20 protein-coding genes and 1 riboswitch are annotated in these 21,084 nt (G+C 68.8%); of the genes, 13 read left to right on the top strand and 7 right to left on the bottom strand.

Annotated features, from left to right (window positions below):
- The first annotated feature begins 122 nt into the window (after positions 1-122).
- The 3 genes from ACW17Y_RS13785 (at position 123) to katG (ending at position 5,102) form a co-directional block, all read left to right on the top strand.
- Positions 123-842 carry a DUF305 domain-containing protein gene (locus tag ACW17Y_RS13785; protein ID WP_492036253.1) on the top strand — a complete coding sequence of 240 codons (720 nt, stop codon included), beginning with the start codon at positions 123-125 and terminating at the stop codon, positions 840-842.
- Positions 843-877: 35 nt separating this feature from the next.
- Positions 878-2,722: an LVIVD repeat-containing protein gene (locus tag ACW17Y_RS13780; RefSeq protein ID WP_492036252.1), complete on the top strand. Its 1,845-nt coding sequence runs from the start codon at positions 878-880 to the stop codon at positions 2,720-2,722.
- Positions 2,723-2,897: 175 nt separating this feature from the next.
- Positions 2,898-5,102: a catalase/peroxidase HPI gene (gene katG, locus ACW17Y_RS13775; RefSeq protein WP_492038306.1), complete on the top strand. Its 2,205-nt coding sequence runs from the start codon at positions 2,898-2,900 to the stop codon at positions 5,100-5,102.
- A gap of 64 nt (positions 5,103-5,166) precedes the next feature.
- On the opposite strand, the gene ACW17Y_RS13770 is transcribed toward katG, so the two are convergent.
- A complete protein-coding gene (locus ACW17Y_RS13770; RefSeq protein ID WP_492036251.1) occupies positions 5,167-5,946 on the bottom strand; it encodes a hypothetical protein in 780 nt (259 codons plus the stop codon).
- A gap of 333 nt (positions 5,947-6,279) precedes the next feature.
- On the opposite strand from ACW17Y_RS13770, the gene ACW17Y_RS13765 reads away from it, so the two are divergent.
- Positions 6,280-6,867, top strand: a complete 588-nt coding sequence (locus ACW17Y_RS13765; protein ID WP_492038305.1) for an OmpA family protein — start codon at positions 6,280-6,282, stop codon at positions 6,865-6,867.
- On the opposite strand, the gene ACW17Y_RS13760 is transcribed toward ACW17Y_RS13765, so the two are convergent.
- Positions 6,864-7,541, bottom strand: coding sequence for a bifunctional 4-hydroxy-2-oxoglutarate aldolase/2-dehydro-3-deoxy-phosphogluconate aldolase (locus tag ACW17Y_RS13760; protein ID WP_492036250.1), 678 nt, complete (start codon positions 7,539-7,541; stop codon positions 6,864-6,866). The two genes, ACW17Y_RS13765 and ACW17Y_RS13760, sit on opposite strands and share 4 nt — an antisense overlap.
- Before the next feature lie 207 nt (positions 7,542-7,748).
- Positions 7,749-9,578, bottom strand: coding sequence for a phosphomethylpyrimidine synthase ThiC (thiC, locus tag ACW17Y_RS13755; protein ID WP_492038304.1), 1,830 nt, complete (start codon positions 9,576-9,578; stop codon positions 7,749-7,751).
- A 235-nt stretch (positions 9,579-9,813) separates the two neighbouring features.
- A riboswitch (TPP riboswitch) is annotated at positions 9,814-9,920 on the bottom strand.
- A gap of 173 nt (positions 9,921-10,093) precedes the next feature.
- On the opposite strand from thiC, the gene ACW17Y_RS13750 reads away from it, so the two are divergent.
- The 6 genes from ACW17Y_RS13750 (at position 10,094) to ACW17Y_RS13725 (ending at position 16,697) form a co-directional block, all read left to right on the top strand.
- Entirely contained in the window at positions 10,094-10,510 is a 417-nt protein-coding gene (locus tag ACW17Y_RS13750; RefSeq protein ID WP_492036249.1) for a BLUF domain-containing protein, read from the top strand.
- 58 nt (positions 10,511-10,568) lie between these two features.
- Positions 10,569-11,570: a D-cysteate sulfo-lyase gene (cuyA, locus tag ACW17Y_RS13745; RefSeq protein WP_492036248.1), complete on the top strand. Its 1,002-nt coding sequence runs from the start codon at positions 10,569-10,571 to the stop codon at positions 11,568-11,570.
- Positions 11,567-12,232, top strand: a complete 666-nt coding sequence (gene cuyB / locus ACW17Y_RS13740; RefSeq protein ID WP_492036247.1) for a cysteate racemase — start codon at positions 11,567-11,569, stop codon at positions 12,230-12,232. Before cuyA ends, cuyB begins: the two co-directional genes overlap by 4 nt.
- Before the next feature lie 144 nt (positions 12,233-12,376).
- Positions 12,377-14,821 carry a PhoX family protein gene (locus ACW17Y_RS13735; protein ID WP_492036246.1) on the top strand — a complete coding sequence of 815 codons (2,445 nt, stop codon included), beginning with the start codon at positions 12,377-12,379 and terminating at the stop codon, positions 14,819-14,821.
- 107 nt (positions 14,822-14,928) lie between these two features.
- Positions 14,929-15,852 carry a nucleoside hydrolase gene (locus ACW17Y_RS13730; RefSeq protein ID WP_492036245.1) on the top strand — a complete coding sequence of 308 codons (924 nt, stop codon included), beginning with the start codon at positions 14,929-14,931 and terminating at the stop codon, positions 15,850-15,852.
- Positions 15,849-16,697, top strand: a complete 849-nt coding sequence (locus ACW17Y_RS13725; protein ID WP_492036244.1) for a ribokinase — start codon at positions 15,849-15,851, stop codon at positions 16,695-16,697. The genes ACW17Y_RS13730 and ACW17Y_RS13725 overlap by 4 nt, the downstream gene beginning before the upstream one ends.
- Here the strand turns inward: ACW17Y_RS13725 and ACW17Y_RS13720 are convergent.
- Both ACW17Y_RS13720 and ACW17Y_RS13715 read right to left on the bottom strand, forming a co-directional pair.
- Positions 16,694-16,822, bottom strand: coding sequence for a hypothetical protein (locus ACW17Y_RS13720; RefSeq protein ID WP_492036243.1), 129 nt, complete (start codon positions 16,820-16,822; stop codon positions 16,694-16,696). The genes ACW17Y_RS13725 and ACW17Y_RS13720 overlap by 4 nt on opposite strands.
- Before the next feature lie 80 nt (positions 16,823-16,902).
- Entirely contained in the window at positions 16,903-17,412 is a 510-nt protein-coding gene (locus ACW17Y_RS13715) for a DUF1993 domain-containing protein (protein WP_492036242.1), read from the bottom strand.
- Positions 17,413-17,543: 131 nt separating this feature from the next.
- Here ACW17Y_RS13715 and ACW17Y_RS13710 point away from each other — a divergent pair, with 131 nt between their 5' ends.
- Positions 17,544-18,164 carry a hypothetical protein gene (locus ACW17Y_RS13710; protein WP_492036241.1) on the top strand — a complete coding sequence of 207 codons (621 nt, stop codon included), beginning with the start codon at positions 17,544-17,546 and terminating at the stop codon, positions 18,162-18,164.
- Here the strand turns inward: ACW17Y_RS13710 and ACW17Y_RS13705 are convergent.
- Positions 18,161-19,294, bottom strand: a complete 1,134-nt coding sequence (locus tag ACW17Y_RS13705) for a zinc-dependent alcohol dehydrogenase family protein (protein WP_492036240.1) — start codon at positions 19,292-19,294, stop codon at positions 18,161-18,163. The genes ACW17Y_RS13710 and ACW17Y_RS13705 overlap by 4 nt on opposite strands.
- Positions 19,295-19,414: 120 nt before the next feature.
- Between ACW17Y_RS13705 and ACW17Y_RS13700 the strand changes: the two genes are divergently transcribed.
- Positions 19,415-19,849 carry an acyl-CoA thioesterase gene (locus ACW17Y_RS13700; RefSeq protein ID WP_492036239.1) on the top strand — a complete coding sequence of 145 codons (435 nt, stop codon included), beginning with the start codon at positions 19,415-19,417 and terminating at the stop codon, positions 19,847-19,849.
- Positions 19,850-19,853: 4 nt separating this feature from the next.
- Here the strand turns inward: ACW17Y_RS13700 and ACW17Y_RS13695 are convergent, their stop codons facing one another.
- Positions 19,854-20,054 carry a hypothetical protein gene (locus ACW17Y_RS13695; protein WP_492036238.1) on the bottom strand — a complete coding sequence of 67 codons (201 nt, stop codon included), beginning with the start codon at positions 20,052-20,054 and terminating at the stop codon, positions 19,854-19,856.
- A gap of 189 nt (positions 20,055-20,243) precedes the next feature.
- Here ACW17Y_RS13695 and ACW17Y_RS13690 point away from each other — a divergent pair, with 189 nt between their 5' ends.
- On the top strand, positions 20,244-21,017 hold the full coding sequence (locus ACW17Y_RS13690) for a YebC/PmpR family DNA-binding transcriptional regulator (RefSeq protein WP_492036237.1): 774 nt from the start codon (positions 20,244-20,246) through the stop codon (positions 21,015-21,017).
- The last annotated feature ends 67 nt before the right edge of the window (positions 21,018-21,084 follow it).

Here is a 21,084-nt window from a genome sequence, read left to right as displayed (position 1 = left end):
CGCCGCGACGCGGGGGGACGCGCCGGCGGGCATGAGGATTTCCGCAAGCCGCTTGCCCCGGGGCGGGGCCGGGGCCTAGTCTGGATTGTGGCCGAAAAGCGCTGCGGCGGGAATGAGCGGGCGTGAGGCTGGTGTTCGGTATCCTTGCGGCCCTGATGACGGGTCTGATCGCCGGACAGGCTCTCGCCCAGACTCCCGCAGCCCGGACTCCGGGCGGATCACCCCCGATCTTCCAGCCCGGCGCGCCCGGACAGCCGTCGCGGATCGTGACGCCGGAACAGGCGATGGCCCTGGGGCGGACGACCTTCACCGAGGCGGACGCCGGCTTCATGCAGCATATGATCGTCCATCACGCCCAGGCGGTGGAGATGGTCGAACTGCTGGACACGCGCGGGTCGGACCGGCGGGTGAAACTGCTGGGGCGTCGCATCGCCCTGAGCCAGGAGGCCGAGATGGCCGTGATGCGCGGGTGGCTGCAGGAGCGCGGCCGGCCCGTGGAGATGCCGGGCATGGGTCATGCCGGGATGGATCATTCGGCGATGGGGCACGGGGGGCATGCGGGCATGAGCCACGGGCCGGATCCCGACGACACGCCGGTGATGGCCGGGATGCTGACGCCGCGCCAGATGCGGACGCTGGCGGCGGCGAGCGGGACGGACTTCGACCGGCTGTTCCTGGCCGGGATGATCCAGCATCATCAGGGAGCGATCGACATGGTCGGCGCCCTGATGCAGACGCCCGACGCCGCACAGGACACCCTGTTGTCCGACTTCACCAATGCGGTCGTCGCCGATCAGTCGACCGAGATCCTGCGCATGCAGTCCCTGTCCGCCGAACTCTGAACCCGTCGCATTTCATCCTTCGAACGAGGCCCGCCATGACCGTCCGTCGCACCCTGCTTTCCTCCGTCGCCGCATTGGGTCTGTTGCTTGGTGCGACCGTCGCCGCGGCGCAGGAGTCGTCGGCGGGAGGGGCGGTCCAGGTCATCGGGACCGACGCGCGCTCCGGCCTGTCGGCCGGGTTCGACAACGCCGGACAGGCGGCGGTGGGCCTGTCGTTGGTCAGCCACACGCCGCATCCGCCGGGGTTCGGCACGAGCGAGACGATGTTCTCGCCGCCGAAGACCGACGAGGAGCGGGCCGCGGCGCGTGAGGCGAGGCGGGCGAACCCGAACCTCAGCAGGCTGGGCATGGCCAACTCCGACCTGGCGATGTCGAATGGCCGGCTGTTCGTCGGCAACTTCAACGGCTTCAACGCCTATGACGTCTCGGGCGACGCGCCCCGGCTGGTGATGTCTGTGGTCTGCCCGGGCGGTCAGGGCGACGTCTCGGTCAAGGGCGACCTGCTGTTCATGTCGGTCGAGGAGAACCGCGGGCGGCTGGACTGCAGCGGCGCCGGCAATGAGGGCGAGGTCAGCGCCGAACGGTTCCGCGGCGTGCGTATCTTCGACATCTCTGACCTGAACAATCCGCGCCAGATCGCGGCGGTCCAGACCTGCCGCGGGTCGCACACCCATACGCTGGTTCCGGATCCGTCGGACCCGAACGTCCTGTATGTCTACGGCCAGGGCACGGCCGACGTGCGCGAGACGGGCGAGCTGGACATCTGCACCGACGGCGAGCCGGACGAGAACCCGGAGACGGCCCTGTTCTCGATCGACGTGATCAAGGTGCCTCTGGATCATCCGGAGAACGCGGAACTGGTGAACCGGCCGCGCATCTTCGCCGATGCGACCACCGGCCGGGTCGCAGGCCTGTGGCGCGGCGGACGGGCCGGCATCGCCACCCAGGACACGGCCCAGACCAACCAGTGCCATGACATCACCGTCTATCCCGAGATCGGGCTGGCGGGCGGCGCCTGCAGCGGCAACGGCATCCTGCTGGACATCACCGACCCGGTGAACCCGCGCCGGACCTCGGACATCTTCGATCCGGACATGGCCTACTGGCACTCGGCGACGTTCAACAACGCCGGCGACAAGGTGGTCTTTACCGACGAGTGGGGCGGCGGCATCGGCGCGCGCTGCCGGGCCGAGGATCCGGCCACCTGGGGCGCCAATATGATCGCCACCATCGCCGACCGCACCCTGACCGGCCGCAGCTTCCACAAGCTGCCGACGGCGCAGGGGGCGACCGAGAACTGCGTGGCCCACAACGGCAACATCATCCCCGTCCCGGGCCGCGATCTGATGGTCCAGTCCTGGTACCAGGGCGGGGTCTCGATCATGGACTTCACCGACCCGGCCCACGCCGTCGAGATCGCCTATTTCGACCGGGGCCCGATCAGCGCCGAGCGGCTGTACGTCGGCGGGTCGTGGTCGGCCTACTGGTTCAACGGGCGCATCTATTCCAGCGAGATCGCGCGCGGGCTGGACGTGCTGAAGCTGCTGCCGTCGGACCAGCTGTCGGCGGCGGAGATCGCGGCGGCCGAGGCCATCATGGCGGAGGAGATCAATCCGCAGACCCAGACGAAGATCGAATGGGCCGACAGCCCGGACGTGGCGGCCTCCTACGTCGATCAGCTGGCCCGCACCGACGCGATCGAGGACGGCGTCGAGGCGCGTGTCCGCACCGTGATCGCGGGCTGGCGCTCGGGGTCTGCCGACAAGGCGGCGGCGGGCGAACTGGCGACGGCTATGGCGACGGCTCCGGACGGCGCGACCGATGCCACGAAGGCGCGAATGGCCTCGCTGGCGGCCCTGCTGCAGCGGCTGGCGGGCTAGGCATCGTCAGGGTTCGGACAATCGGGCGGCGGGAGCGATCCCGCCGCCTTTTTGCCTGGTCCGATCATAACCGCAGTCAATCCTCAGCATCAGTTTAATCGACTTAATCTCACGGCCGCGCTCTGTTACCCATTGGACATCCAACTCGGACCCTGATCGGAGAAGAACGATGCCCATGGACGGAAACGACCTCGTCGAGCCCACCACCCAGTGCCCGCTGCGCCACGGCGTGCGGTTCCACACCAGCTTCGGCGGCCGCTCTAACCGCGACTGGTGGCCGAACCAGCTGAACCTGAAGATCCTGTCCCAGCATTCGTCGCTGACCAGCCCGTTCGCGCCGACCTTCAAATACAGCGACGAGGTCACCAAACTGGACATCGAGGCGCTGAAGGCCGATCTGCGGGCGCTGCAGACGGACAGCCAGGACTGGTGGCCAGCCGACTACGGCCACTATGGGCCGTTCTTCGTGCGCATGGCCTGGCACTCGGCCGGCACCTATCGCACGGGCGACGGTCGCGGCGGATCGGGCTCGGGCACGCAAAGGTTCGCGCCGCTGAACTCCTGGCCTGACAACGGCAACCTCGACAAGGCGCGCCGCCTGCTGTGGCCGATCAAGCAGAAATACGGCAACCAGGTCAGCTGGGCCGACCTGATGATCCTGGCCGCCGACGTCGGCATGGAGACGATGGGCTTCGAGACCTTCGGCTTCGGCTTCGGCCGCGAGGACGTGTGGGAGCCGTCGGAGGACGTGCACTGGGGCGCCGAGGACACCTGGCTGGCCGACGACCGTTACCAGGGCGAGCGCGAACTCGACAAGCCTCTGGCCGCTGTCCAGATGGGGCTGATCTACGTCAATCCGGAAGGGCCGAACGGCAAGGCTGACCCGCTGGCCTCGGCCCGCGACATCCGCGAGACCTTCGCCCGGATGGCGATGAACGACGAGGAGACCGTCGCCCTGATCGCCGGGGGCCATACCTTCGGCAAGGCCCATGGCGCGGGCGATGCGAAGCATGTCGGCGTCGAGCCGGAAGGCGCCGGCATCCTGGAACAGGGCTTCGGCTGGAAGAACAGCTGGGAAAGCGGCAAGGGCGTTCACACCATCACCTCGGGTCTGGAAGGCGCCTGGACGCCCAACCCGATCCAGTGGGACAACGGCTATTTCGACACCCTGTTCGGCCACGAGTGGGAGCTGACCAGGAGCCCCGCCGGCGCCCAGCAATGGCGGCCGGTAGACCGCGCCGCCGATACCCTGGTGCCCGACGCCCATGACCCGTCGCGCCGTCATGCGCCGATGATGGCGACCACCGACATCGCCCTGCGCACAGACCCCGCCTATCTGGCAATCTCAAAGCGGTTCCATGCCAACCCCGAACAGTTCCGCGATGCCTTCGCGCGCGCCTGGTTCAAGCTGACCCACCGCGACATGGGGCCGAAGGAACGCTATCTCGGCCCGCTCGTCCCGCAGGAGGAACTGCTGTGGCAGGACCCGATCCCGGCGGTCGATCATCCGCTGATCGATGCGGCGGACGTCGGCGTGCTGAAGGAGAAGATCCTGTCGTCGGGGCTCAGCGTCACCGAACTGGTGGCGACGGCCTGGGCCTCGGCCTCGACCTTCCGGGGTTCGGACAAGCGGGGCGGCGCCAACGGCGCGCGCATTCGGCTCGAGCCGCAACGCAACTGGCCGGTCAACCAGCCGGCGCAGCTTTCGAAGGTGCTGGCCGTGCTGGAAGGCATCCGGTCCGACTTCAACGCGACCGGCAAGACGGTGTCGCTGGCCGACCTGATCGTGCTGGCCGGTTCGGTCGGGGTGCAGCAGGCGGCCCGGGCGGCGGGCCATGACGTCGAGGTCCCGTTCATCCCGGGCCGGGCGGACGCCTCGCAGGAACAGACCGACGTCGAATCCTTCGCCGTGCTGGAGCCCGAGGCCGACGCCTTCCGAAACTATCAGCGCGGCCAGTTCACCCTGACCGCCGAGGAGATGATGATCGACCGTGCCCAGCTGCTGACCCTGACGGCGCCGGAGATGACCGTGCTGTGGGGCGGGCTGCGGGCGCTGAACGCCAACACCGACGGCGTCCAGCACGGGGTCTTCACCAAACGCCCCGGCCAGCTGACCAACGACGTCTTCGTCAACCTGCTCGACATGGGCACGGTCTGGACCGCGACGTCCGACGAGGAGGTCCAGTTCGAGGGCCGCGACCGGGCGACCGGCGAGCTGAAGTGGACGGCGACCCGCGTCGATCTGGTGTTCGGTTCGAACTCGCAGCTGCGGGCACTGGCCGAGGTCTATGGCCAGTCCGACAATGCCGGGAAGTTCGTGACGGACTTCGTGGCGGCCTGGACCAAGCTGATGAACGCGGACCGCTTCGACCTGGTCTGACGTCGGCGTGAGATGACCGGGCGCGGCTGGACACGGCCGCGCCCGGTTTCAATTCCGGATCCGCTCAGCGCGCGCCGGTGAGGTCCGACCAGCGCCATTGGCTCTGCCCGAGGGCGAGGCGCGGGCTGTCGGCGCCGTCGGCGAGGGTCAGCAGGACGAGGCCGCGCATCGACTGGCTGCGGCATTCGCGTGGGGCGAAGGCGATGGCCACCGCTATGGCCTGACGCAGGCCGGCGAGGCCGCGGCCTTCCTCGCCCGGGTTCATGACCCAGTCGCCGTCCCAGACCAGCAGGGCGCGCCGGGAGGCCGGCAGGGACCGGTGGGCGCGAGCGGCGGCCGCGACCACGCCGGGGTTGTCGCGGAGCGCATCCTGCACCCGCCGGATCATGTCGCAGCGGCCGGCGCCCGAGCCCGTGCCACCCCCGCCGCCCGGCGTTCCGGTTCCATCCGCGCCCGAGCCCGTACCGGCGGTGGCCGCGCCGGCGAGCTGGGCCTGGGTCAGGCCGGCGGGGGGAGGCGCGGGCGCCGGCCCGGGCGGTGCGGCGGCCACGGGCAGGGGCTCGACCTCGGGCGGGGCGGGACGAGGGGTCCGCGGCGCTGCGGGCGGGCGGGGTCTCGGCGGGGTCGGCGCCACGGTCGCCGGAGCGGGCGGTTCGGCGGCCTGTGAGAGCTCGGCGGGGCCCGGCGGCGGGTCGGGTTCGGCGACCGGAAGGGGCGGCGGCGGAGGGGTCAGGGAGACGATGACCGGCTCTGGCGGGGGCTCGACGGAAAAAATCGTCGGCTCGGGCGCGACCGTCAGGAAGGCCGCGAGAAGGCCGATGTGGAGCGCCGTGCTGACCGCCACGCCGGGCAGCCAGGCCCGTTTCGACCGCCGCGTCGCAGCGGTTTGCGAGGACGGTTTTTGCGTTTGGCTCTCGGCGGTTGGAGGCAACGAAGGGCCTGAAAAGGCGACGCGTCGGGCGCCGGACAGGCCCCCAGAGACCACCCGGCCGCGTCAGGAACGTGGCCGCGGAACGGCCCCGCTCCGCCCCATTCCTTACGGTTACGCTGCCGGAATCATGCCCCATGCCGGTCATGCCAAGGCCTTCCCGCCTCGTCCACATCGCCCGGCGCGACGTTCGGAAGTGGCGCACCGGCCCCTCAGGAGATCGCCTTGATCCAGTCCCCCCTCGCTTCGATGACCCTTTCCCTCCCGCGCGCCAACCTGCGCCCCGTCCTTCTGACCGGCGCCGTCCTTGCCGCCGGCCTGCTTGCCAGCGGCTGTGTCGCGACCCGCGGCTTCGTCCGCGAGGAGGTCGCCGTGGTCGACCAGCGGGTCACCGCCACCGACACCCGGCTGGGCGTTGTCGAAGGTACGGCCAACGACGCCCTGCAGCGCGCCACGGCGGCGCAGCAGCTGGCCGAGGGCAAGTTCATGTACGAGGTCGTCCTGTCGGATGACTCGGTGAAATTCCCGTCCGACCGCGACGCCCTGTCGCCCGAGGCCGAGGCTCGTCTGACCGAGCTGGCGACCCGGCTGAAGGCCGAGAACGTCAACGTCTACCTGGAGATCCAGGGCCATACCGACGCCGCAGGCCCCGAGGCCTATAACGACCAGTTGGGCGCCGCGCGGGCCGAGGCCGTCCGTCGCTCCCTCAGCCGCCAGGGCATCGCCCTGAACCGCATGGCCACCATCAGCTACGGTGAAGAGGCGCCCGTCGCCGACAACACCACCCCCGAAGGTCGCGCCCAGAACCGGCGCGTGGCCATCGTGGTCCTGAGCTAGGCCTTACCGGCGCGGAAGGCGGCGACGGCGTCGACGGCGCCCCGGACCGAGGTCTCGATCCCGGCCCAGTCGCCCGCCTTCACCGCCGCGTCGGTGACGAGCTTCGAACCCATGCCCGCCGCCACGATCCCGGCGCCGAACCATTTCGCGATGGAGCCGGCGTCGGGGTCAACGCCGCCGGTCGGCATGATCTTCGTCCAGGGCATGGGCCCCAGAACCGCCTTGACGAAGTCCGGCCCGCCGACCGAGGCGCCGGGGAACAGTTTGATGATGTCGCAGCCCAGGGCATGGGCCTCGGTGATGTCGCGCACCGACCCGCAGCCGGGGAAATACGCCACCATCCGCCGGTTGCAGACCGTCGCCACCTCGGGAACCAGCGCCGGCGAGACTACGAACCGCGCCGCGCGGTTCAGATACAGGGCCGCGGTCCCGGCATCGAGCACCGAGCCGATGCCCAGGACGATGTGCGGATCCGTCCGGCCCAGTTCCATGGCGATCTCGGCGAACAGGTCGACGGCGAAGTCGCCCCGGTTGGTGAACTCGATCACCGGCGCCCCGCCGCGCGCGCAGGCCCGGATCACGTTCATCGCGACCTCGGGGTCGGGATTGTAGAAGACCGGGCAGACGCCCTGGGCTTCGAGGGCTTTCAGGACGGAAACGCGGTCGATCGGCATGGGTCTGGCTCCGGGGTCTGGCTTGGGATCGCGGATCGCGGGGCCTTCCGTCAAGCCACTTCGGGTTTCAGGGGTCGGTGGGGCGGGGCGGCGTTGAATCCGTTCGCGGATGCAGACGATGTGTTGATGGGGTTAGGCCTCAAGCCCTCTCCCGGCGGGAGAGGGCTTGAGGCTCGGCAAGCCTAGCGAGCGGCAGCGCGCCGGCTTCTAAACCTTCACCTCCACCACACTCCCCCCCGCCCGGAACTTCGCCGACATCTCGGCCATGCCGGCCTCGGCGTCCTCCAGCGACCCGCCCGCGTCGTTCTGCGCCGCCGCATCCCGGCGGATGTCCTGGCTGATCTTCATCGAGCAGAATTTCGGGCCGCACATGGAGCAGAAGTGGGCGGTCTTGTGGGCCTCCTTGGGCAGGGTGGCGTCGTGGTATTTGCGGGCGGTCTCGGGGTCGAGGCCGAGGTTGAACTGGTCCTCCCAGCGGAACTCGAACCTCGCGCGTGACAAAGCATCATCATGCAGGCGGGCGGCGGGGTGGCCCTTGGCGAGGTCGGCGGCGTGGGCGGCGATCTTGTAGGTGATGACGCCGTCCTTGACGTCCTGACGGTCGGGCAGGCCCAGATGCTCCTTGGGCGTGACGTAGCAGAGCATGGCCGTGCCGAACCAGCCGATCATGGCCGCCCCGATGGCGCTGGTGATGTGGTCGTAGCCGGGGGCGATGTCGGTGGTCAGCGGCCCGAGCGTATAGAAGGGCGCCTCGTGGCAGTGTTTCAGCTGCTCATCCATATTGGCCTTGATCTTGTGCATCGGCACGTGGCCGGGGCCCTCGATCATGACCTGACAGCCCCTGGCCCAGGCGATCTTCGTCAGTTCGCCGAGGGTGCGGAGTTCGGCGAACTGGGCCTCGTCATTGGCGTCGGCGATGGAGCCGGGACGCAGGCCGTCGCCGAGGGAGAAGGAGACATCGTAGGCCCGCATGATGTCGCAGATGTCCTCGAAATGCTCGTAGAGGAAGCTCTCGCGGTGATGGCTGAGGCACCATTTGGCCATGATGGAGCCGCCGCGTGAGACGATGCCGGTGACGCGTTTGGCCGTCATGGGGATGAAGGGCAGGCGGACGCCCGCGTGGATGGTGAAATAGTCGACGCCCTGTTCGGCCTGTTCGATCAGGGTGTCGCGATAGACCTCCCAGGTCAGGTCCTCGGCGACGCCGTTCACCTTCTCCAGCGCCTGGTAGATGGGGACGGTGCCGATGGGGACGCTGGAGTTGCGGATGATCCAGTCGCGGATGTTGTGGATGTTGCGGCCCGTCGACAGGTCCATGACGTTGTCGGCGCCCCAGCGGGTGGCCCAGACCAGTTTGTCGACCTCGTCGTCCACTGACGAGAGGACGGCCGAGTTGCCGATGTTGGCGTTGATCTTCACCAGGAAGTTGCGGCCGATGATCATCGGCTCGACCTCGGGGTGGTTGATGTTGTGCGGGATGATGGCGCGGCCGCGGGCGATCTCCTGACGCACGAACTCGGGGGTGACGAAGTCGGGGATGCTGGCGCCGAAGTCCTCGCCGTCACGGATGCAGGGGGCGGACTGTTCGCGGCGCAGGTTCTCGCGGATGGCGACATATTCCATCTCGGGCGTGATGATCCCGGCCTTGGCGTATTCGTACTGGGTGACGGGGCGGCCCTCGACGCCCTTGAACACCTTGTGGTTCGACACGTCGAAGCGGGGGGCGAGGTGGCGGCCGGAGGCGTGGCCGTTGTCCTCGGGCTTGACCTCGCGCGGGTTGAGGACGGGCGCGATGTCGCCGCGATCCAGCTGCCAGCTGGATTTGACCAGGGGCAGGCCGCGCTTGATGTCGATGGTCACGGTCGGGTCGGTGTAGGGGCCGGAGGAGTCGTAGATCGTCACCGGCGGCTCGTTGGCGCTGGGGTGGACGGCGACTTCGCGGAAGGGGACGCGGATGTCGGGGTAGAGTTCGCCGGCGACATAGACCTTGCGGGAGCCTGCGCGCTCGCCGGTGGGGATGGTGCCGGTCTCGCGCATGACCTCTTCACGAGCGTCCTTCAGCGCGAGCTCGACGTTGGGCTCGTGGGGTTGCTCGGCGGGGGTGACGTGAACGTTCATGGCGGCCTCTGTGGTTTCAGAGGGTCGCGCCGACGCCGGGCGTGATCGCTCTTCTGTCCGTGCATCCCGGCGAAGGCCGGGATCCAGGACCGCGCCCCGATCGGTCGAGACCGGGTCCGTGATCTGGACCCCGGCCTGCGCCGGGGTGCACGGATGGAAAAGACATTCCCATCCCTTCGCCGGCATGACCCGGATCAGGTTCGGCCGGTCAGGCGCTTACGCCTATCTCAGCGGCTCAGGCGCCGCCCCCGGGAGAACGCGGCGACGATAGGCCGATGGCCGGCGGCGGGCAATCCTCGGGCTCGCGGGCGGGTGAAGGGGCTTCGATGCGGGCGACTGTGTCGGGAATCGGACGTTTCCGGGTTGATATCGGCTGTTTACGGCTCGGATACAGGTCGAGGCGCACAGGTTGCAGAAGATCTGTGGAGTGAGTGATGCCGCACCTTGAACGCCTGCTCTACGCCAGCACGGCCACAGGACGGACCGACAGCCTGTTGAACATGGCGACGATCCTTGGCGAGTCGCAGCGCAACAACGCGCGCGACGGCCTGACCGGGGCGCTCGCGGCCCACGACGGCCGGTTCATCCAGGTCATCGAGGGGACGTCCGGGGCGCTGGACGCCCTGCTGCGGCGGCTGGCGCCCGATCCCCGGCACCGGGACATCGTCATTCTGGATCGGCGGCCGATCGCCGAGCGGCGTTTCACGGACTGGACGATGGCCAGTTCGCGCATCGGGCCGGAGACGGCCCCGGTGCTGGAGCGACTGATGGCGACGCCGGATGAGTCGGCGGCCGGGATCGTCGCCCTGATGCACGAAGCGCTCGAGGTCGGTCAGTCGCGCGCCGCCTGAGGCTTCGCACGGAAGGCGGGGCGCGATAGGAGAGGGACGAACCCGAAAGGCCGTCCCCATGCATCTCGCCCGTTTCCCTCGCGTGCGCCTCGCCCATCTGCCGACGCCGCTGGAGCCCGCGCCCGGCCTGTCGCAGGCGCTGGGCATCGACCTGTGGATCAAGCGCGACGACTGCACGGGGCTGGCCGGCGGCGGCAACAAGACGCGCAAGCTCGAGTTCCTGCTGGGCGACGCCTTCGAGCAGGATGCGGATACGCTGGTGACCCAGGGCGCCGTGCAGTCGAACCATGTGCGCCAGACGGCCGCCGCCGCCGCGACCATGGGGCTGAAGTGCGAGGTCATCCTCGAGGAGCGGACCGGGTCGAAGGCGGTCGATTATACGCGTAACGGCAACGTCCTGATGGACCGGCTGTTCGGCGCGGTCATTCGCTCCGTACCCGGAGGATCGGACATGCCGGCCGAGCTGGAGAAGACGGCGGCCGAGATCCGGGCGCGCGGCGGAAAGCCCTATGTCATCCCCGGCGGCGGCTCGAATCCGGTCGGGGCGCTGGGCTATGTCGACTGCGCGCGCGAGATCGTGATCCAGGCCGACGAACTGGATCTGGCCATCGACCGGATCGTGACGGCGACGGGCAGCGCCGGGACCCATGCGGGTCTGGTCGCCGGTCTGGCCGTGCTGGGGGCCGATATTCCGGTGCTGGGCATCGGGGTGCGGGCGCCGAAGGAGAAACAGGAAGCCAATGTCCTGAAGCTGGCGAAGGAGACCGCCGCCCTGCTGGGGCATCCGGACCGGGTGACCGACGACATGGTGGTGGCCGACTGCGACTATGTCGGGGAGGGCTACGGCCTGATCGACCAGGGCGTGGCCGACGCCCTGATGCTGGCGGCGCGGACAGACGGGCTGGTTCTGGACCCCGTCTATTCGGCCAAGGCGATGAAGGGGCTGATCGCGCTCGCGAAGGCGGGCCGGTTCGAGGGCGAACGGATCGTCTTCCTGCACACCGGCGGGGCGCAGGGGATGTTCGGCTATCAGGGCGAGCTGGAGCCGATGTTCGGATGAGCAAGGTTCTGGGCGTTCTCGGCGGGATGGGTCCCGCCGCGACGGTGGCCTTTCTGGCGCGGGTGCAGGCGCTGACGCCGGCGGAGGGGGATGCGGATCACATCCGGGTCGTGATGGACATGAACCCCCAGGTGCCGGACCGGAACACGCGGCCGGGCGAGGCCGAGGCCGAGCTGGGGCGGATGGCGATGCGGCTGAAGGCGGCGGGGGCCGAGGTGCTGGCCATGCCGTGCAACACGGCGCATGCGCAGAAGCCGGGGATCGTGGCGGCGGGCCTGCCCTTCATCGACATGATCGCGGCGACGGTGGCGGCGGCGAAGGGATATGACGCGCGCTCTATCGGCATCCTGGCGACGCCGGGTGGAGAGGCGCTGTACGTCGCGGCGCTGACGGCGGCCGGGGTGAAGCCGGTGGTTCTGCAGGGCGACGACCGCGCCGCCTTCATGGCCTGCGTCTATGGCGTGAAGCGGGGCGACGTGAGTGTGGACAATCGTGCGGCCATGGCGCGACTGGCCGAGGCGCTCAACGTCGCGGGCGCCGATGCGGTGATTGCCGGGTGTACGGAGGTTCCGCTGTTGCTCGACGCGCCCGATGTCTCTGTTCCGCTTGTGGATTCAGCAGAGGTCCTAGCCGAAGCCTGTGTCAGGGCCTGTATCGACTGATCCGATACATGATCCGGTCGCGGATCAGCTGTAATCGCCTTGTATTGTGCGACTTGTTCGCAATATAAAACGGCAATATTTCGGACACGAACTCCACAAGCACGGTCGCTACCGCTGCGCCCCAGACATTCCGGGGAGCACACCATGTCCGAGATCCACCTGACCGGCCGCCATGACGACGGCGACATCGAGCTGAACACCTCGTCCAACCCGACCTTCGGTTCGATCCTGGTAGAGCGCCAGTCGCGCCGCGGCGTCATGGGCGGCATGGCCTCGGTCGCCGCCCTGTTCGGCCTGGCCGGCTGCGATATCGGTGACACCCCGACGACGGACTCCACGGTGTCTGCCGGAGCCTCCGGCGCGACGACCTCGGGCAAGACGGTCACCCTGACCGGTTCTTCGACGGGCGCGACAGGCGTGCTGTGGACGCAGGTGTCGGGGCCGACCGTAACCCTTACGAACGCCAACTCCACCACGGCCACCTTCACCGCACCGAGCGTGGCCGCCGCCACGCCGCTCGTGTTCGCGTTCAACTCTTCCGGTGCGAACAGCGTCGTCTCGATCGCCCAGACGACCGTGACGGTCAGCCCGGCGGTGCTCGGATTCAACGCCGTCGCCAAGAACCTGCTGGACGTCGTCACCGTGCCGGCCGGCTATTCGGTCTCGGTCCTGTATCGCCTGGGCGATCCGATCAACGCGACGACCCCCGCCTATGCCAACAACGGCACCGACACGAACTTTGCTGGCCGTGCGGGCGATCACCACGACGCCCTGTATTTCTTCGGCCTGGGCGCGACGACCGGTCTGCGCGACGACAACTCTTCGGCGCGCGGCCTTCTGGCCATGAACCACGAGAACATCACGGCCGCCTATCTGCACCCGAACGGTCCGACCTCGGTCGGCGGCGTCCGCCCCGAAGCCGAGGCCATCAAGGAGATCGAGGCCCACGGCGTGGCCGTGATCGAGGTCCTGAAGGGGACGTCGGGCTGGAACTACGTCCAGAACTCGACCTTCAACCGCCGCATCACCCCGAACACGCCGATGGACATTCGCGGCCCGGCGCGCGGCGACGCGCAGATGCGCACCGTCTTCTCGCCGACGGGCGTGGCGGGTCGCGGCACCGTCAACAACTGCGCCAACGGCTACACGCCCTGGGGCTCCTACCTGACCTGCGAAGAGAACTGGGCCGGCTATTTCCGTCGTTCGTCCACGGACAATGCGGCGCGGACCGCGAAGGAAGTCGTCGCCCTGAACCGGTACGGCGTGTCGCAGGGCGCGGGCGGCGCCAACGGCTGGGCCTCGGTGGTTCCAACCGTTCCCGGTTCGACCGTCTTCGCCAAGTGGAACGCCTCGGCCACCGGCTCTGGCGCGACGGCGGACTTCCGCAATGAACCGAACCAGTACGGCTGGGTGGTCGAGATCGACCCCTATGACGCCGCCTCGACGCCGAGGAAGCGCACGGCGCTGGGCCGCATGGGCCACGAGGGCGCCTGGCCCGCAAACTTCGTCGCCGGCCGTCGTCCGGTCTTCTACATGGGCGACGATTCGCGCGGCGAGTATTTCTACAAGTTCGTCTCGGCCACCCCCTGGGTCGCCGCCGACGCGCAGAGCGCCGACCGCCTCGCGATCGGCGACAAGTATCTGGACAACGGCACCCTCTACGTCGCCCGTTATGACGCGACGGGCCGGGGCGTCTGGTTGCCGCTGATCTTCGGCACGGGCGCAGTCACGGCCGCCAACCCGACCTATGCCTTCGCCAACCAGGCCGACGTCCTGATCAACGCCCGCCTCGCCGCCGACGCCGTCGGCGCGACCAAGATGGACCGTCCCGAATGGGCCGCCGTCAATCCGGTCAATGGCGAGGTCTACCTGACCCTGACCAACACCAACGCAGGCAGCCGCCCGCTCAACGCCACGGACGCCGCCAATCCGCGCCACTACAACGACCCGCGCGGCGCCACCAACACGGCCCAGTTCGGCAATCCGAACGGCCACATCATCCGTCTGCGCGAGACGGGCGACAATCCTGAGGCGACCACCTTCCAGTGGGACATCTACGCCTTCGGCGCCGACTCGGACCTGAACGCGGCCAACATCAACCTGTCGGGCCTCGACGCGACCAACGACTTCTCGTCGCCGGACGGCCTGTGGTTCGGCCGGCCGCAGAACGCCTCCGGCCTGGTCAATCCGCTGCTGTGGATCCAGACCGACGACGGCGCCCTGACCGACAAGACCAACTGCATGATGCTGGTCGCCCAGCCGGGCAACGTCGGCGACGGCGGCGCGCGGACGATCACCAACACGGACGCGACCGGCGCCACCCGCACCCAGTCGACTTTCGTCGGCAAGGCTCCGGGAATGTCGCTGCGTCGTTTCCTGGTCGGACCGAAGGAATGCGAACTGACCGGCATCGACTCGACGCCGGACGGCAAGACCATCTTCGTCAACATCCAGCACCCGGGCGAGAACGGCTCGGCGACGACGCCGTCCTCGTTCTGGCCCGCAAGCCAGACCGGCGGCACGGGCTCGCGCCCGCGCTCGGCGACGATCGTGATCACCAAGGACGACGGCGGCGTGGTCGGCCTGTAGGACCAGCCTTTCCAACCGGATGAGGGGGCGCGCCGGAGACGGCGCGCCCCTTTTTCGTTGCGGGGATGCGCGAGCGGTCGCATTCAGGGAGGGTGAAAAGACAGGGCTTGATCATTGATTGCGACCCGGGCGTGGACGACGCCGTCGGGTTGCTGCTGGCCTTCGCCTCGCCGGAGCTGGAGTTGCTGGCCGTCACGACGGTGGGCGGAAACGTGCCGGTCGAAAAGACGACGCGGAACGCCCGGATCATCCGGCAGGTGTCGGGGCGGGACGAGGTGCCCGTGTATGCGGGGGCGGCGCGGCCGCTGAGGCGCGAACCGGCGGGGGCGGGCGAGTTCCACGGGGCCGAGGGGCTTGGCGATCTGGAGGCCGTCGATCCGGATGCTCCGGCGGCGGAGGGTTCGGCGGTCGACGCCATCGTGCGGATCGTCATGGAGGCGCCGCCGAAGTCGGTGGCCTTGGCCGTCATGGGGCCGATGACCAATGTCGCCCTGGCCCTGAGGGCCGAGCCGCGTCTGGCCGAACGGCTGGGGCCGGTGGTGGTCATGGGCGGTGCGCGGTCGGAGGGCGGCAATATCACCGCCTCGGCGGAGTTCAACATCTGGGCCGATCCGGACGCGGCGGCGGAGGTCTTCGCCAGCGCTTGCGAGATGGTTGTGTTCGGGCTGGACGCCACGCATCAGGTGCGCGGGACCGAGGAACGGATCCGGGCGCTGGAAGCGGTGGGCAACGGGCCGGCGCTGACAGCGGCGTCGATGGTGCGGTTCTCGCAGCGGATCGAGCGGGACATCGTCGGCTGGGACGCAGCCCCCCTGCATGATCCGTGTACGGTAGCGTGGCTGTTGAAGCCCGAACTGTTCCGGCTGCAACCCTGCCGGATCGAGGTCGAGACCGACAGCGAACTGACTCGCGGCCATACGGCGGTGGATTTCCGGGTCGATCCGGCGAGCGCGCGGCATCTGTGGGCCGTCGAGGCGGATGGGCAGGGGGTGTTCGACCTGATCACCGAACGGTTGGGGGCGACTCGATGAACATCACCGTGGTCGGATCGATCAACCTGGATCTGGTGGCCTCGGCGCCGGCCTTGCCGGCGGCGGGGGAGACGGTGACGGGGGCGACCCTGGCGCGGCATCCGGGCGGCAAGGGCGCGAACCAGGCGCTGGCGGCCGAGAAGCTGGGCGCCGAGGTCAATCTGATCGGGCGGGTCGGAGACGACGCCATGGCGCAGGAGGCCCTCGCGTTGATGGAGGGTTTCGGGGTCGATCTGTCGGGGGTCGTGGTCGATATCGCGGCTCCGACGGGGGTGGCCCTGATCGCGGTCGATCCGATGGGTGAGAACCAGATCGTGGTGGCGGCAGGGGCGAACCATCTGGTGACGCCGGAACAGCTGCCGGCGCGGATCGAAAGCCCGCTGATCGTGCAGCTGGAACTGCCCATCGAGACGGTGGAGGCGGCGGTGGGCCGGGCGGTCGGGTTCGTCTGCGCCAATCTGGCGCCCGCCCAGCCGGTGTCGGAGGCGCTGCTGAAACGCTGCGACCTGATCGTGGTCAACGAAGTCGAGGCGGCCTTCTACGGCGACCTGCTGCACCGTGGCGGGGGTCGGGTGGTGATCACCCAGGGCGCGCGGGGGGCCGAGATGTATCACCGGGGCGTCAAGATGGCCTGGGCCACGCCGCCCGCCGTGACGGCAATCGATGCGACGGGGGCGGGCGACGCCTTTGTGGGCGCTATCGTCGTGGCGCTGCTGGACGGGATGGAGCCGAAGGACGCCCTGACCTTCGCCTGCGCCGCCGGAGCGCTGGCGGCGACGCGGGCCGGGGCCCAGCCGTCGCTGCCGACACGCGACGAGGTCGAGGCGCTGCTGGGGCGCGCCTAGCGCTTCGTCAGGCCGTTGGAGAACCAGGCCATGTAGAGGCGAAACAGCCAGCCGCCCGGCCGGGTTCCGTCGCGGACGTTGAGGATGGCGCGGCGACCCCGGCCCTTGAACTGTTTGACGACCACGCGACCGAACTCTTCCGTAAACTGACGGTACGGGAAGTGTCGGGGCCGACGATGGTTCCTGTGTCGGCCGCCGTACCCTGTCAGCCCGGCGCGCCCATGAAGTCGCGCTTGCCGATCGGCACGCCTGCGCCGCGCAGCAGGTCGTAGGCGGTCGTCAGGTGGAAGTAGAAGTTCGGCATGGCGAAGCCGGTGGCATAGGGCTGGCCCAGGAACTTCATCTCGCCGCCGGGGAAGGTCAGGGTGACTTCCTTGCCCTCCTGGCCATCGACCTTGTCGCGCGGGACCGAGGTCAGATACGCGAGGGTGTCGGCAATCCGCTGCTGCAGTTCGGCGATGGTCGTCTCACTGTCGTCGTTGACCGGGGCGGCGACGCCGGACAGGCGGGCGACGCAGAGCTTGGGGCTGTCGCAGGCGGTCTGAACCTGTTTCACCAAGGGGTTCATGTCGTCGATGATGCGCAGCGACAGGTACGATTCAGGATCGACGCCTGTCGCCTTCGCATGGGCGACGGCCTTGTCGAGCAGGCCGGACAGGGCGCGCAGGCCGCGCGAGAAGGGCGGGACGGTCAGGTCGTAGAGTTCGGTCGCCATAGGTGGGTTTCCTTTGAGAACTTTGGGTCGCTCCAGCCCTGCCTTAGCCGATTGTCACGCCTTGGCGAAACAGCCCTTCGAGGCCTAGGGTTAATTCGCCGTCGGGGGGACGGTGAGTGAGAGACGACCCTATGATCCGCACCCTGTCCGTCGTCGCCATCGCGCTGACCCTTGCGGCCTGCCAGCCGTCCGGCCAGGGCGAAACCGGGACGTCCGGCCAGGCGACCCTGCCCTCGGGCGACGCCATGCCGGCGACCTGGGACTGGCATTTCACGCCGCACGGCGGGACCGGCGAACTGGACTTCGGCGACGGCGACTGGGCCGAGGGGGTCAGCGTGTTCGGGATGTCGTGTCTGCCGGAAACGAAAACGGTGCAGATGAACTGGGGCTTTGAGGAGGAGGCGGTGCTGACCTCCGGCACGGCGACCGGGACCTTCCGACCCTCGACGTCCGTGCCGACCGACCATCCGGTGCTGACCGCGTTGAAATCCAGCGGCGCGATCGACGTTGGACTGAGCGGGGCCGACATGCGGCTGGTCGCCAAGGATGCAGGCAAGTCCGAGATCACCGACTTCTTCGACTACTGCGACAAGGGTATCAACCCGATGTTTTCGCCCGAGGCGATGGCCGCGGCCGAGGCCGAGGAGGCCAGGGCTGCGGCTGCGGCTGCGGCTGCGCCGACCGCCGACGCGACGCCCGCCACAGGAGCGGCGGCTCCTTCCCCGGACGCTGCAGCCGCGCCCAAGACCTAGAAGGTCACCACCAGCCGGACGACCTCTCCGGCGTGGAGACGGTCGAAGCCTGCGTTGATGTCGTCGAGTGCGATGGTCCCGCTCATCAGCCGGTCCACCGGCAGGCGGCCTTGACGATAGAGGGCGACGTAGCGGGGGATGTCGCGGCTGGGCACGCAGGTCCCGATATAGGAGCCCTTCAGGGTGCGCTCCTCGCCGACCAGCGACACGACATTGACCGGAAGGGCGGCGTCGGGCGGCGGCAGGCCGGCGGTGATGGTCGTGCCGCCGCGACGGGTCATCTTCCACGCGGCCTCGAGGGCGCGGACCGAGCCTGCCATCTCGAACACGAAGTCGGCGCCGCCGTTGGTCAGGGCACGGACTTGGTCGACCGCGTCGGGGTCCGAGGCGTTGACGGTCTGGACGGCCCCCAGGGTGCGGGCGAGGGCCAGCTTGTCCTCGGACAGGTCGACGGCGATGACGGGCGAGGCGCCCGAGGCGAGGGCGCCCAGCACGCTGGCCAGACCGACGCCGCCGAGGCCGACGATCGCCGCGCTCTGGCCCGCCTTGATCCGGGCCGTGTTCACGACCGCGCCGACGCCGGTCAGGACCGCGCAGCCGAACAGGGCGGCCTCCTCGAATGACAGGGCCGCATCGATCTTCACGAGCGAACGGCGGGAGACGATGGCGTGGTCTGCGAAGGCGGAGCAGCCGAGGTGGTGGTTCAGGGTCTCCTCGTTGTGATGGATGCGCTTGCCGCCGGTCAGGAGTTCGCCCTTGCCGTTGGCGGCGGCGCCGGGCTCGCACAGGGCGGGGCGACCCTCTGCACACGGATTGCAGTGGCCGCAGGAGGGCATGAACACCATGGCGACGTGGTCGCCGACGGCCAGGTCTGTGACGCCTTGGCCGAGTTCCTCGACGACGCCGGCGGCCTCGTGGCCCAGGGCCATGGGCATGGGCCGGGGGCGGTCCCCGTTGATGACGCTGAGGTCGGAATGGCAGAGGCCCGCCGCCTTGATGGCGACGCGGACTTCTCCCGGGCCGGGCGGGTCGAGGGTCACGGTCTCGATCGAGAGCGGACGGCTGTCGGCATAGGGGCGGGCGGCGCCCATGGCGCGCAGGACGGCGGCGCGGGTGGTGGTCCGGGTCATGAGCAGCCTCGTCGGAAACGCGCAGGTGACCTTCGATAGGCGCTTGACGCGACGGAGGCCAAGCCCGAGCGTCTTATCAGGATCGGCGATCAAGCCGGCGCTGCGAGGGACGAAATCAGAATGCCGAAACGCGACGAGGGGCCGCTGGCCGACCGGGCGACCTACAAGGCCTACCACACGGTCTCGACGCGCTGGGCGGACAACGACCAGTACGGCCACATCAACAACGCCAAATTCTACGAGTTCGTCGACTCGGCGGTGAACGCCCACCTGATCATCGGCGGGGCGCTGAAAGAATCGATCGGCCTCGTGGTCGATTCAGGCTGCCGCTACACCTCGTCCCTGGCCTTCCCGGACGTCATCGAGGTCGGGATCAAGGTCGACCATATCGGAACGTCGAGCGTGAAATACGGATTCGCCGTCTTCCGCCGGGGTGTGGCCGAGCCGGCCGCCATCGGCCATTTCGTGCACGTCTATGTCGACGCCGAAACGCGCCGGCCCAAGCCTTTGCCGGCGGTGCTGAGGGGTGTGGTCGAGAACCTGAAGGCGGGGTGACCCCTCAGTCCTCGTCCATATAGCCGAGCAGGGCCAGGGCGCCGACGGCGGTGAGAACGCCGATGGCGAAGGCGGCGACGATGGAACCGGTGGCGACGGCGGTCGAGACGGTCACCGGACGGCTTTCGTACCATTCGACGATGTCGGCGTCGTCGAGGTCATCCTCGAGATAGGCGTCGGCGTCGTGCAGGGGATTGTCTGACATGGTCAAGCTCCGTCGGTGGCTGGTCTAATCCCCGGCAGGGTCGCCGGTTCCGGCGACCGATTGGTGACAGATCAACGCGGGCGGGCTAGACGGCCCGAACCCACGCACGGACCGCGCTCAAGCAGCGAGATCCGCGCTCAAGTAGCGAGCGACCGCGTCGCGAGCGATAGCGCCCTTCAAGAGACAAACATGGCCGGCCATTCCAAGTTCAAGAACATCATGCACCGCAAGGGTCGCGCCGATGCGGTGCGCTCCAAACTGTTCTCCAAGCTGTCGCGCGACATCACGGTGGCGGCCAAGTCGGGCATGCCCGACCCGGCCCTGAACCCGCGCCTGCGCCTGGCAATCAACAACGCCAAGGCCGAGAGCCTGCCCAAGGACGTAATCCAGCGGGCCATCAACAAGGCCGCCGGCGGAGACGTCGATACGATGGAAGAGGTCCGCTACGAGGGCCGGGGCCCCGGCGGCGTCGGCATCATTGTCGAGGCCCTGACGGACAACCGGAACCGCGCCAACTCCAACATCGGCACGGCGTTCAAGAAGAACGGCGGGGCGCTGGGCGAGATGAACTCGGTCGCCTTCATGTGGGACAAGGTCGGCAAGATCACCTACCCCGCCGAGGCCGGCACCGAGGACGCCGTCATGGAGGCCGCCATCGAGGCGGGCGCCCAGGACGTCGAATCCGATCTGGTGAAGCCGGACATCTATGAGGATGCGCCGGGGCACGTGATCTGGACCGCCTTCGAGGACCTGAACGAAGTGGCCGAGGCCATGTCGAAAATCCTGGGAGACGCCAAATCCACCGCCATCGTCTGGAAGCCCCAGACGGAGGTGCCGGTCACCGGCGACGCGGTCGGCACGCTGATGAAGCTGCTGGACGCGCTGGACGCCGAGGACGACGTCTCGATGGTTTATTCCAACGAGGACATCTCCGACGCGGACATGGCGAAGTTCGCAGGCTGAGCGACGGATCGCCCACAGGAGCGGGACCGTACAGTATCGACTCGTCCGCCGACGCCCATTAATCTTT

This window comes from Brevundimonas sp. AVps7 (assembly GCF_058681545.1).
This window is presented reverse-complemented; position numbering and strand designations above follow the sequence as displayed.